Here is a 13,339-nt window from a genome sequence, read left to right on the forward strand (position 1 = left end):
TCGCTTTATGCCGTCCACGCCTTCTCCCCCGTCGCTTTAGAAAACTATATCTATGTGATCACAGTGCGCAAGCGACCAGCCGAAGCCAGCGCCCGGCCTGCGGGCAAGACCTTGGCCCACCGCCCAGCGCGCCCATCGACGCAGGCGGCGTGAAAAACGCCCGATGGCGCATCCCCATCCCGGCCCCGCCAGGATCGAAAATGCGCCACGAGGTCCCTAGAGATCCAAGGCCTGGGCCACGGCGCGATAGGTGATTTTCCCGTCACGGACATTCAGCCCGGCGGCCAGGCCCGCATCGTCGGCGAAGGCGGCGTCGACGCCCTTGTCGGCCAGGGCGCGAACATAGGGGATGGTCGAAGCTCCCAGCGCGAAGGTCGAGGTGTAGGGCGCCGCGCCCGGCATGTTGGCGACGCAGTAGTGCACGATGCCGTCCACCTCGTAGATCGGGTCGGCGTGCGTCGTGGCCCTGCTGGTCTCGAAGCACCCGCCCTGGTCGATGGAGACGTCGACCAGCACCGAGCCCTTACGCATCTTCGACAGGTCCGCGCGCGTCACCAGCTTCGGGGCGGCGGCGCCTGCGACCAGGACGCAGCCCAGCACGAGGTCGGCGTCGTAGACCGCCGCCGAGACGGCGTCGCGCGTGGCGAAGGCGGTCTTCACCCGGCCGCCGAACTGGGCGTCGAGCTGAGCCAGCCGCGCGGCCGAGACGTCAAAGATGGTGACGTCGGCGCGATGGCCGACGGCCATTTCCGCCGCGTTCTGACCAGAAACCCCGCCGCCGAGGATGGCGACCTTCGCCGCCGGCACGCCGGGCACGCCGCCCAGCAACAGTCCGCGCCCGCCCGAGGGACGCAGCAGCGCGTTGGCGCCGACATCCACCGCCATACGGCCGGCGACCTGGCTCATCGGGGCCAGCAGCGGCAACCGTCCGGCGCTGTCGGTCACCGTCTCATAGGCGATCGCGGTGCAGCCGGACTTCATCAGGCCGATAGCCTGGGCCTTGTCCGCGGCCAGATGGAGATAGGTGAAGAGGATATGGTGCGGCTTCAGGCGCGCGACCTCGACCGCCTGCGGCTCCTTCACCTTCACGATCATTTCAGCCGCCGCGAAGACCTCGTCGGCGGTGGCGAGCACCGTGGCCCCGGCCGCCTGATAGGCCTCGTCCGTCAGGCCGACCCCGGCCCCGGCGTTGGTTTCGACGAACACCTCATGGCCCCTGGCCGTCAGCGACTCGACCGCCCCGGGGGTAAGGCCGACGCGAAACTCCAACGTCTTGATTTCTTTCGGCACACCAATGCGCATCTGCGAGCTCCCACTTCAGGAAAATTTCTCTACTCTGCTATCTCAGTGTGGCGCCATCATTTTTTTCGCTGACGCATATCGCCGATACGGTCGGCACATTTCCAGGCAGAAATTTCAGCTTCAAATAGCTTACGAAGGCCATGTAGCAGCCGGATTTCGGCAAGAACGCGCGGATTGCCGGCACAGACCGCCTCCCGCAGGCCAAGCGCGGGGATCGTGCAGACGATCGCTGTGAAGGCTTGCATCAATCGTGATCACAGTAATAGTATTTGGGATGGAAATCCCCGGCCAGATCGCGAGACGAGTCGCGAACCTCGTCCTCCCGGACACGTGCGTCATGGACGGCGCCTTGGCGCGCGCGGCCGACGGCGCGACCTTCGACAACATCTCGCCGCGCGACGGGCGTGTTCTGAATAAGGTTCCGGCCTGCGGCGTCGCCGACGTGGACCGCGCGGTCGCCGCCGCCCGCGCGGCGTTCGAAGACGGCCGCTGGCGCCGCCAGTCGCCCAAGGACAAGAAGAAGACGCTCTTCCGACTGGCCGAGCTGATGGAGCGCGACCTGGACGACCTGGCGCTCATGGAGTCGCTGGACACCGGCAAGCCGATCTCGGACGCCACCAATGTGGACATCCCGCTCGCGATCCAATCGGTGCGTTGGTACGCCGAGGCCCTGGACAAGATCTACGGCGAGGTCGGCCCCTCGAACGACAGCAAGTTCTCCTATGCGGTGCACGAACCGCTGGGCGTCATCGGGGCCATCACCCCGTGGAACTTCCCGCTGCACATGGCCATGTGGAAAGTCGCCCCGGCGCTGGCCATGGGCAACAGCGTCGTCCTCAAGCCGGCCGAGCAATCCCCCCTCACCTCCATGCGCGTGGCGCAGCTGGCGATCGAGGCGGGCCTCCCGGCCGGCGTGTTCAACGTGGTCACCGGCTTTGGCCGTCCGGTCGGCGAGGCCCTCGCCCGGCACATGGACGTGGACATGATCACCTTCACCGGTTCGGGGGCCGTCGGCCGCCAGCTGATGATCTATGCCGGCGAAAGCAATCTAAAGCGGGTCAGCCTGGAGCTCGGCGGCAAGTCGCCGCAGATCGTCTTCGCCGACTGCCCCGATCTGGACGCCGCGGCCGAGGCCGCCGCCTGGGGCGTGTTCTTCAACCAGGGCGAGGTCTGCACGGCCGCCTCGCGCCTGCTGGTTCAGGACTCCATCAAGGACGACTTCCTGCGCCGCGTCACCGAGGTCGCCCGCACCATCAAGGTCGGCGACCCGCTGGATCCATCGACCCGCTACGGCGCGATGATCAGCGAGCGTCAAATGAACACCGCCCTGCGCCACATCGACCAGTCGAAGAGCGAGGGCCTGAACCTCGTACTCGGCGGTGAGCGGGTGATGGCCGAAACCGGCGGCTTCTACGTGGAGCCCACCATCTTCGACGGCGTTCACTCCCGCTCGACGATCGCCCGCGAGGAGATCTTCGGCCCGGTGCTGGGCGTCATGACCTTCAAGGACGCCGCCGAGGCGGTCCAGATCGCCAACGACACCGTCTATGGTCTGGCGTCAGGCCTGTGGACCGCCGACCTCGACCGCGCGATGTCCATGACACGCCGCTTGCGCGCGGGCTTGGTATGGGTGAATGGCTGGGATAGCTGTGATATCACCATGCCCTTCGGCGGCTTCAAACAGTCGGGCTTTGGCCGCGATCGCAGCCTCCACGCGCTGCACAAGTACGCCGATCTCAAGTCGGTCACCTTCACCCTTCGAGAAGCTAGATAGTGAAATGAACACCGTGGTCGTACGTGACGAGTTGGACAGCTTCCTCGAAGCCCATCCCGAAGTTCAGTTTTTTGAAGTGCTGTTCACCGCCCTGAGCGGCGTCCCCCGGGGCAAGCGGCTGCGCCGCCATGAAATGCGGGGCGTCTTCGACTACGGCCGCTTCCTGCCAGGATCGATCCTGGTGAACGACATCACCGGCCAGGACTGCGAAGACACCGGCCTGGTCTGGGAAGACGGCGACGCCGACCGCATCGGCAAGCCCGTCCCCGGCACCCTGGTCCTGGCGCCCTGGCTCGGCGCCGACGTCGGGCAGGTCATGCTGTCGCTCTATGAGCTCGACGGCACGCCCAACGACCTGGACCCGCGCCACGTCCTCCAACGCGTCCTCGACCGTTACGCCGCCGACGGCCTGACCCCGGTCGCCGCCTGCGAGCTGGAATATTATCTGGTCAACGCCCGCCGCACGGCGAGCGGCGGCATCGAGCTGCCCGTCTCGCGCTTCACCGGCCTCCAGCCCACGCTGCACCAGGTCTATGGCCTGCCCGAGATCGAAGAGAACGCGCCCTTCCTTCGCGACCTGTGGTCGGCCGCCGACGCCCAGGGCGTTCCGCTGGAAGGCGTCATTTCCGAATACTCCCCCGGCCAGCTGGAACTGACCCTGAAGCATCGGCCCGACGTCCTGAGGGCGACTGACGAAGCGGTGATGTACAAGCGCGCCGCCAAGGGCGTGGCGCTCACCCATGGCTGTGAAGCCACCTTCATGGCCAAGCCCTTCTCCGACCGCGCCGGCAGCGGCTTCCACGTCCATGTCAGCTTCAACGACGCCAACGGTGAAAACCTCTGCGCCAGCGAGGATCCGGAGGGCTCGGAGCTGCTTCGCTACGCCATTGGCGGCATGAAGGCGCTCCTGCCGGACGGCATGGCCGTCTTCGCGCCCAACGCCAACTCCTACCGGCGCTTCAAGGCCAACTCCTATGCGCCGCAGGCCGCGGTGTGGGGCGTCAACAACCGCACGGTCTCCCTGCGCGTGCCGGCCGGCCCGCCGCCGACGCGCCACGTAGAGCACCGGGTGGCCGGCGCGGACGCCAACTGCCACCTCACCCTGGCCGTCGTCCTGGCCTGCGCCCACTACGGCATCACCAACAAGATCGATCCAGGCCCCGCCGTGGTAGGGGACGGCTACGCCGCGGCGCGCGCGTCCGGCCAGTACCTGCCAACCAATTGGTTCGCCGCTGTCGACCTGTTCGAAAAGAGCGAAGTGATGAAGGACTACCTCGGGGCCCGGTTCGTGGAGATGTTCGTCTCGGTGAAGCGGACCGAGCAGGAACGCTTCTTCGACCAGATCCCGACCCAGGACTACGACTGGTATCTCCGCAACGCCTGACAATTGGGCGCCGACCGAGAAGTCATGATCCTTTTGTCGACATTCTGAAGCGACCATATCGCTTCGATAAGTAATAACGACGAAATATCAACTAAAGGAATAACTACAGAGACCCCAAAATTTACTATTTCTGGCGCGTTGGAGGCGCGCCGGAAAGTCATTGCACGATAATGCAGACCATCGAGAATCGATGAGATCTGTGAAAGTCCAACAAGGATCTTTCTAATGACCAATACAGGTTGCGTGCCCGCGCGCCGTTTCAAGATAGGCGCTGAACGCCGCCCGCCGATCCAGAGTGATCGGCGCGCGCTTCAGGCGCGCGCGACCAGCCCCCTTGCAGGACTCGCCCAATGACCAAACGTCGGGGGCCGTCTGACAGCTCGTTGGGTATGGACCGCAAGATCGAGCGGCGGGACTTGCTCCAGGGCATGGCGGCGGCTGCAGGCTTGGCCGCGGCCGGGTCCTGGCCCACGGGGGCTTTGGCGGCCCTGACGGCGGACGCGGCGCAACCGGCGTCGCAGGACGCCGCGGGCTACTATCCCCCCACCCGGACAGGTCTGCGGGGCAACCACCCGGGATCCTTCGAAAACGCCCACGCGCTGCGCGACGGCCAGGCGGTTCTGCCCGCCAAGAGCACGGGCGAGACCTATGATCTGGTGATCGTCGGCGGCGGTATCAGCGGACTGTCCGCGGCCCTTTTCTGGCGCAGGGCCCGGCCGAACGCCAAGATCCTCATTCTCGACAACCACGACGACTTCGGCGGCCACGCCAAGCGCAACGAGTATCATGTCGACGGCAAGATGATGCTGGTGAACGGCGGCACGCTGCTGATCAACAGCCCCCGCCCCTATAGCCCCGTATCGGCCGAGCTCATGAAGGACCTCGGGATCGACCCGGAGGGCCTGGCCAAGACCAGCGAGCGGCAGGACAATTTCCGCAAGCTGGGGCTCGGCAGCGCGACCTTCTTCGACAAGGAGACCTTCGGCGCCGACAAGCTGACGCTCGGCGCCCGCGCGGGCCGTGGCGGCGGCGCGGACGCCGCCGCTCTCGCCGCCAGCCTTGCCGACGCACCGCTCAGCGAGGCGGTGAAGCGCGACATCGTCAGAATAGAGACCGGCAAGGAAGACTACCTGCCGGGACTCACGCCCGCGCAGAAAATGGATCGCCTGTCGCGCATCAGCTACAGCGATTTCCTGCTCCAGATCGTCAAGGCCGACCCTGGCGTCGTGCCCTACTACCAGCAGCGCACCCACGGCGAGTGGGGCACCGGGATCGACGCCGAACCGGCCCTCGACTGCTGGGGCATCGGCCTGCCGGGCTTCGAAGGCCTGGGCCTCAACCGGTCCCGAACCGAGCGGATGGGCAACACCGCGGCGGGCTACAGCTCGACCGGCGGCTCCTACAGCTTCCACTTCCCGGACGGCAACGCGTCCATCGCGCGCCTGCTGGTGCGCCGGCTGGTCCCAAGCGTCGCCCCCGGGACGACCGCCGAGGACATCGTCACGGCGAAGTTCAACTACGCCCAGCTCGACAGGCCTGGCGCCCCGGTCCGCATCCGGCTCTCCAGCCTGGTCCTCAACGCCCGCAACCTCGGCGACGGCGTGGAGGTCACCTTCATGCGCGACGGGCGATGCCAAAGCGTCCGCGGCGGGGCCTGCATCATGGCCGGCTACAACATGATGATCCCCTACATCGTGCCGGAATTGTCCGAGGCGCAGAAGGCCGCCCTGCATCAACTGGTGAAGGTGCCGCTGGTCTATGCCAGCGCCGCCATCCGCAACTGGCGCGCCTTCGCCAAGCTCGGGATTTCCTCGGTCTCCTGCCCGGGCGGCTATTTCTCGTCCTTCTCGCTGGCCCAGCCCCAGGCGATCGGCGGTTACCAGACCGCGACCACGCCCGACGCGCCGATCATCGTCCAGTTCACCCGCACGCCGGTGGCGCCCGGCCTGCCCACCGAACGCGACCAGCATCGCGCCGGCCGCGCCGAACTGCTGGCCACGCCGTTCGAGGAGTTCGAGCGCAACATGCGCGACCAGATGAATCGCGTGCTCGCGCCCGGCGGCTTCGACGCCGCCCGCGACATCAGCGCGATCACCGTGAACCGGTGGCCGCACGGCTACGCCTACGAATACAACCCGCTCTACGATCCCTGGGACGTCGCCGAGGACCAGCGGCCGCACGTGATCGGCCGCCAACGGTTCGGCAAAATCGCCATCGCCAACTCAGACTCCGGCGCCGCGGCCTACACCGACAGCGCCATCGACCAAGCCCACCGCGCGGTCGGCGAACTTCTCGCCGGCTGACACCGCCAACCCGCCCGCCCGGCCACCGGGCCGGCGCAGCATGCTTATGGTCGTGGTTCTCCGCGACAGTATCGACGACCGGAGACCGACGTATGACCACCCAGAATCCAGACCATGCGGCGCCCACGGGAAGCGTGGCCGTCGGCGCGGTCGGCCAGAAGTCCCAGAGCCAGGGCCAAGACCACGGCCTGTCGAAGAAGGGGCTTAGCGCCGGGTCGGTCGGTCTGATCGGCGCGACGGTGATCGGCGTCTCCTGCGTGGCGCCGGCCTACACCCTCACCGCCGCGCTCGGTCCGACGGTCGCCAAGGTCGGGGTCCAGGTCCCGGCGATCATCCTGGTGGGTTTCATCCCGATGCTGCTGGTGGCGCTGGGCTACCGCGAGCTCAACAAGGCGATGCCCGATAGCGGCACCTCGTTCACCTGGGCGGTGCGCGCCTTCGGCCCCTGGATCGGCTGGATGGCCGGCTGGGGTCTTGTCGCCTCCACGGTCCTCGTGCTCTCCAACACGGCCGGCATCGCCGTGGACTTCTTCTACCTGATGCTCTCGCAGATCTTCAGCAACCACGCGCTGGCGGAGCTGGCGTCAAACCCGCTCATCAATGTGCCCACCTGCTTCGCCTTCATGCTGGCGGCGACCCTGGTCTCCTATCGCGGCATGGAGACCACCCAAGCGGTGCAGTACGTGCTGGTCGGCTTCCAGGCCTTCGTGCTGATCCTGTTCGGCTGCGCGGCCTTCTGGGGGGTCGCGAACGGCACCGCCTTCGATCCGACGCCCGTGCAATGGAACTGGTTCAATCCTCTCGCGGTGTCGTCGTTCGGCGCCTTCGCGGCCGGCCTTTCGCTATCGATCTTCATCTTCTGGGGCTGGGACGTCACCCTGACCATGAACGAGGAGACCAAGGGCGCCCGCTCGACGCCAGGCCAGGCGGCCACCGCGACCGTGGTCATCACCGTGCTGCTCTACCTGCTGGCCGCCACCGCCTCGATCAGCTTCGCCGGCGTCGGCACGGGCCAGTTCGGCTTGGGCAATCCCGAAATCCAAGGCAACGTCTTCTTCGCCCTCGCCGGCCCGGTGCTCGGCCCCTTCGCCATCCTGATCTCGATCGCCGTGCTGTCCAGTTCGGCCGCGTCGCTGCAATCGACCATTGTCAGCCCGGCGCGCACCCTGCTGGCCATGGGCCACTATAAGGCGCTCCCCGAGAAATTCGCCCAGGTCAGCCCGCGCTTCCAGACGCCGGCCTACGCCACGATCGCCTCGACCCTGGTGTCGTCGATCTTCTACGGGGTCATGCGGTTCATCTCCGAGGACGTCCTGTGGGACACCATCACCGCGCTCGGGATCATGATCTGCTTCTACTACAGCATCACCGCCTTCGCCTCGGTCTGGTACTTCCGCCGCCAATTCCTGAAATCGGTTCCGAACTTCTTCTTCCAGTTTCTGTGCCCGATGCTCGGCGGCCTGATCCTCGGCACGCTGTTCTTCACGACCATCATCGACGCCATGGACCCCAACTACGGCAGCGGCTCGCATGTCGGCGGCCTGGGCCTGGTCTTCATCCTGGGCATGGGCGTGATCCTGATCGGCCTGGCGATCATGGCCACGATGGCCATCAAGCGGCCCGCCTTCTTCCGCGGCGAAACCCTCTCGGTCGGGATCTCGGACGGGAAGGAAGACCAGGGCCTCGACGAACTGCCCGTCTAGCCCCGGTGCCGACACACGTCGCGATGAGCAAGCTCGGCGCCGCCTGAGCGCGCCGCCTCCGATCCTCCCCCACGGCCCCGTCGCCCACTGCGACGGGGCCGCGATCGCGCGATCTGAAAACGACCTTGCCTCGCCATGTATATACACATATGTGTATATACATGGAAACGCATACAGCCCTATTCCACGCCCTGGCCGACCCGGCTCGCCTTCGCATCGTCGCGGCGATGAAGTCGGGAGAATGCGCAGTCGGCGACCTTGTAGAGCGCATGGACATCCACCAGTCCGGCGTTTCACGCCACCTGCGCATCCTGGCGGAAGCGGGGATCGTGCGGATGCGTCCAGAGGGGCAGAAGCGCCTCTACTCGCTGCGCAAGGAAGCGTTCGATCAGCTCGAAACCTGGGTGGCGGGCTATCGCCGCCACTGGGAGGCCCGGCTCGACCGCTTCGGGGCCGCCCTCGAGCATCGCCAGGCGACATCCGACAACAGTACGAAGGAGAGTTCATGATGATCAACACAACGACGCCGGCGCGAGCCCAATTCTCGATCGAGCGCGCCTACCCCGCCTCCATCGACGCGGCCTGGGCGCTTTGGACCACCAAAGCCGGCATCGAGTCCTGGTGGGGCCCCGAAGGGTTCAACGTGACCGTCACCTCCCTCGACCTGCGGCCCGGCGGCGAACTGGTCTATCTGATGACGGCCGCTGGGCCGGATCAGGTGGCGTTCATGAAGGCCGCGGGCATGCCGGTCTCCACCGAGGCCAGGGTGACCTACAGCGAGGTCTCCCCGCCCCTACGACTGGCCTATACGACCCTCGCCGACTTCGTGCCGGACGTGGCCCCCTACGAGGTGGCCACCGTGGTCGAGCTTCGAGCCACGGCTGACGGGGTGACGCTCACCATCACCTTTGACGCCATGCACGACGACGTCTGGACCGAACGCGCTCGCGCCGGCCACGAAAGCCAGCTGCGCAAGCTGGACCTCCTGCTCGCTGCGCCCAGCGGCGACTGACGCGAAACGGGCGGCCCGAGACCGGGCCGCCCGTCAGGACGTTGAGTATGCGCCTGCGGCTAAGACGGACCGCAGGGTCGGAGGCCGAACATCAGGCCGCCCGAAGAGCCGCTATTTCCGCCAGGCGCAGATCCCGACGCTCGCGCCGGCCTTCAGCAGGCCATCGGCCTCCCGCTCAGGAACCGCGCTGGACCGGCCGTTAACGCACAGCATGGTCAGTTCGGGATATCCGGCGACATCGAGCAGCAGCTGGTCCCAGTGACGATACTGGATGTCGTGGCCTTCACCGGAATAGATGCGCATGCGGGCCACCTTGGGGAAGTGAGCCTTCCAGTACTCTGCGCTCTCCATCGTGACCTGACGGTCGGCCGTGCCCTGGTAGATGAAGGCCGGAGCCTGGACGGCTGAGAGGTCGGCGACGGGGCCGCAATAGCGCAGAACCTCGGCGACCTGGGGCGCGGGGTCGCCCATCTGGCCACGGATGAAGAAGGCGCGGGCGCCCTCTTCATAGGCGCGGTCGGAGAAGCCCGGAATCTTGTGGGTCGGGCTATCCTTGGGGAACCCCCACCAGGATTGCGGATTCTGCACCGAGGGTCCGACCCGCGCGGCCAGCGCGGTCGGGGCCATCTTGCAAACCTCGGCGCCGGCCGGGCGCTGAGTTCCGGCGGCCAGCATGTGCACCGAGATCAGCCGTTCCGGCATGGTCGCAACCACCTTGGCCAGGTATGGGCCGCCGCCGGAGATCGCCAGGCCGGCGAACTGGCCGACGCCAAGGTGATCGAGCACCGCCTTCACCTCGCCGGCATAGTCCGCGTAGCCCCAACCGGGGATGGTCGGCGTATCGCCGAAGCCGTTGCGCTCCACCGTGATGAACCGCAGCTTCAGCTGCGTGCGGAACGTCTTGAGGAACTCGGTCATCCCAAAGGCGCGCGCGCTAGTGCCGGTGCCGCCGATGAACAGCACAGGCCGCCACCCCGCCTCGCCCGTATCGATGAAATGAACCGTGCGCCCATTGGCCAGGGTCAGGGACTGGACTGCCGGCCCCAGGGAATCAAACTCCCCCTGGATCTCACCGATCTGAGCCACGGTCGGCGGCTCCGCCGCCTGTGCGGCGCCAGCCAGGCCAGCGCAAGACAACAGCGCCAGCAACGTCATTCGAAAACGCGTCATCTCTCACCCACCCAGTAGAGATGCGCGGCGGAAGTCACCCCCCGCCGCGCTCAATGTCAAAACGTCTTGCGGACAGTCACAAAGGCCGAACGCGGGGAGCCGACCAGCAGGTTCTGGAACGTGCCGTTCGGGTCGTTGTAGGGATAGCCCAGCGTGCCGATCGTCGAGATGTACTTCTTGTCAAACAGGTTGGCGACGTTGGCTTGCACCTCCAACCCGTCCGTCCAGCCCTCGCCGCGGAAGCGATAGCCCAGGCTCAGATCCACCAGGGTCCGCGACGGAACCGAGGCGTCGTTGGTGTAGGAGGAGAACCGCTTGGATTGGTAGCTAGCCGTCGCGCTCCCGAACAGCCCGCCGTTGTCATAGGACAGCTCGAGGGTGCTTAGGTGCTTGGGCGAGTCCACGACGGTCTTGCCCGCGATCGCGGCGACCAGCACCCCGGCGCCGGTCACGACGTCGTCGTCATAGCTGGCGTCGTTGTAGGCGTAGGATCCGAACAGCCGCCAATCGTCGGCGAACTTCCAGGTCCCAGTGGCCTCGAGGCCCTTGGAGGTCACCCCCCCGACGTTGGCCAAGGCCGTAGGTCCGCCCAGAATCGCCGGGCCGACCCGCGTCGAGACCAACCGGTCCTTGAACTTCACGTAATAGCCAGCGACGACCCCTTCCAAGCTGCCGCTGTGGAAGCGGTAGCCGGCCTCGACCGACTGCGAGGTCTCCGGCTGCAACGAGTTCTTGATCAGGTCGAAGCCGGCTTGGCTGGTCTGGAAGGGCGCCGTGGTGAAGGCGCGCATGTTCTCGGCATAGGCGGCGAAGATTTCGCCGGAGTCGTTCAGGCGATAGTTCAGACCGACCTGCGGCAGGAACGATTTCTTGGCGGTGATCTCACCGTTGATCACCGGCGAGCCTCGCCGAGTGACGATATCGTTGCTGACCTCCAGCGCCTTGAAGCCGAAGTTGATCTTCAGGTCGTCGGTCACCCGCCAGGTGTCCTGCAGGTGATAGGCGCGCGTCTTGATGTGGTAGTCGTAGATGCGCTGAACGAAGAACGGGTCCTTCTGCCACTTGTCGATCGGGCGGTTGGTCCCGGTGGCGTCCAGCGCATAGTAGACGCGCGGATTGTAGAAGTGGTTGTTCTCGAACCAGAACCCGCCCTCGACCGTGTTCCGTTCCCCAAGATCATAGCTGAGCGAGGCGACGACGCCCTTGCGGATGACCCGGTAATTCTGGGAACTCATCGAGATCGGCGCGCCGCCAGGCAAGGCCAGGTAGGACGGGACATAGGGCGAGTCCCAGTGACCCTGGCCGTCGTTGCGGTGACCATAGACCGTGGTCTTCAGTTTCAGTTGCTCGGCCACCTGCCAGTCCAGACGCAAGGCGCCGATCACGTCGCGGCGAAGCCCCATGGCGTCGTAATAGACCTCATCCGGGGTCCGATAGGGCGCGGGGAACGGCTTGCCCTGCTGATAGGCGTTGGCGATGGCCACGGCCGTCGCCCAATCGTTGCCGATGTTGTCGGCCCGGTAGCCAAGGCGGCGGATCAGATCGAGCGACAGATCCTGATAGTCATCTTCCTTGCGTTCCGAATAGTTGACGAAGGCCGTCAGGGTCGCCGCGCCGAGCGGCTGGACGAACTTCGTATTGACCTGGAAGTGCTCCTGCTTGCCGTAGCCCTTCCACTTGTTGCCCTTGTGGTAGCCGACGCTGGCGTAGCCGCGTCCGCCGCCCGGCAGCAGGCCGCTCTCCAGCCGCAGGAAGCCGTGATAGGTGTCGTCGCTGCCGTAGGACGCGACGGCCAACCCGCCGAATTCCTCCGACGGATCGAGCGATCGGAACATCAGCGTGCCGCCGAGATTGGAGCTGGACGCGGTGTCGATCGCTCCTGCCCCCTGGGCCAGCTGGGCGGCGCCGAGGTTTTCCGACGAGACCGCGCGGCTGATATGCAAGCCATTGAAGTTATTATAGGTCATATCGCCGAGCGGCACGTCGTCGAGCGTGAAGCCGAGCTGGTTCTGGTTGAAGCCCCGCACCGAGATCCGCACCGCCCACTCGTAGGCGCCGAACGGGTCGGCCGACTGGAAGTTCACGCTGGGGAGCTTGGCGATCACCTTGATCGGGCTCGATCCCGGCGCGACGGAGAGGATGTCGGCCTGGGTCACGGTCTGCAGCTGGCGCGTTTCGCCTCGGCCGTAGACGATGACTTCTTCGATGGACCCCGCGCCGTCGGCGCTGGAGGCCGCCGTTACGCTGGCGCTCGCGGCGCCGGCGTCAGCGGCCCACGCCGTGGACGCCATGGACAGGACGGCGACAGACGCGCCCAGAAACATCAGACCCTTGTTCATTCCACTCCCCCTCTTCAGTTTCCTGAGATCGACACAATCGTCGTCGTCTTATTCAGTTTTGAAGTAGCAACTCGACCACACGACAGCCTTGATCGGCCGCTTTATTATTTACGTTTACTCATGAACCCCACCGCTTCCCCGCCGTTGGCGGAAGGTCAGATCGGTCGCAGTCGTCGCGCTCAAGTCCTTGCTGATTGGATCAGGCCTTACGTCGGCCCGACTGGATTGAACGGAAGCGCCTTTTACCTCCGACAAACCCGACATCCGTCACAGAGCTGTCGTCGCCTAAAACACCACGACGCTGCGGATGCTCTCGCCGGCGTGCATGAGGTCGAAGGCCTTGTTGATGTCT

General features: G+C 66.0%; 10 protein-coding genes. 6 read left to right on the forward strand and 4 right to left on the reverse strand.

The genetic code is table 11. The features are described from left to right. Positions 1-216 precede the first annotated feature (216 nt). On the reverse strand, positions 217-1,302 hold the full coding sequence (gene ald / locus ASE02_RS07705; protein ID WP_056732849.1) for an alanine dehydrogenase: 1,086 nt from the start codon (positions 1,300-1,302) through the stop codon (positions 217-219). Between the two features lie 56 nt (positions 1,303-1,358). Then, positions 1,359-1,547, reverse strand: coding sequence for a hypothetical protein (locus tag ASE02_RS22265; RefSeq protein ID WP_156405959.1), 189 nt, complete (start codon positions 1,545-1,547; stop codon positions 1,359-1,361). A 29-nt stretch (positions 1,548-1,576) separates the two neighbouring features. Here ASE02_RS22265 and ASE02_RS07710 point away from each other — a divergent pair, with 29 nt between their 5' ends. The 6 genes from ASE02_RS07710 (at position 1,577) to ASE02_RS07735 (ending at position 9,478) form a co-directional block, all read left to right on the forward strand. Beyond that, entirely contained in the window at positions 1,577-3,076 is a 1,500-nt protein-coding gene (locus tag ASE02_RS07710; protein ID WP_056732851.1) for an aldehyde dehydrogenase, read from the forward strand. 4 nt (positions 3,077-3,080) lie between these two features. Further along, entirely contained in the window at positions 3,081-4,460 is a 1,380-nt protein-coding gene (locus ASE02_RS07715) for a glutamine synthetase family protein (protein WP_056732853.1), read from the forward strand. 350 nt (positions 4,461-4,810) lie between these two features. Next, positions 4,811-6,763 (forward strand): NAD(P)-binding protein, encoded by a 1,953-nt coding sequence (locus tag ASE02_RS07720; RefSeq protein ID WP_200957633.1) that lies wholly within the window; start codon positions 4,811-4,813, stop codon positions 6,761-6,763. A gap of 92 nt (positions 6,764-6,855) precedes the next feature. Beyond that, a complete protein-coding gene (locus ASE02_RS07725) occupies positions 6,856-8,466 on the forward strand; it encodes an APC family permease (protein WP_082601942.1) in 1,611 nt (536 codons plus the stop codon). Between the two features lie 161 nt (positions 8,467-8,627). Next, entirely contained in the window at positions 8,628-8,975 is a 348-nt protein-coding gene (locus ASE02_RS07730; protein WP_200957634.1) for a helix-turn-helix transcriptional regulator, read from the forward strand. Beyond that, positions 8,972-9,478, forward strand: a complete 507-nt coding sequence (locus tag ASE02_RS07735) for an SRPBCC domain-containing protein (RefSeq protein ID WP_156405960.1) — start codon at positions 8,972-8,974, stop codon at positions 9,476-9,478. Before ASE02_RS07730 ends, ASE02_RS07735 begins: the two co-directional genes overlap by 4 nt. A 111-nt stretch (positions 9,479-9,589) precedes the next feature. On the opposite strand, the gene ASE02_RS07740 is transcribed toward ASE02_RS07735, so the two are convergent. Then, positions 9,590-10,564: an alpha/beta fold hydrolase gene (locus tag ASE02_RS07740; RefSeq protein ID WP_162257152.1), complete on the reverse strand. Its 975-nt coding sequence runs from the start codon at positions 10,562-10,564 to the stop codon at positions 9,590-9,592. A 140-nt stretch (positions 10,565-10,704) separates the two neighbouring features. Beyond that, entirely contained in the window at positions 10,705-12,987 is a 2,283-nt protein-coding gene (locus tag ASE02_RS07745; protein ID WP_056732863.1) for a TonB-dependent receptor, read from the reverse strand. Between the last annotated feature and the right edge of the window lie 352 nt (positions 12,988-13,339).

The organism is Phenylobacterium sp. Root700 (assembly GCF_001429025.1).
Lineage (GTDB): Bacteria > Pseudomonadota > Alphaproteobacteria > Caulobacterales > Caulobacteraceae > Phenylobacterium.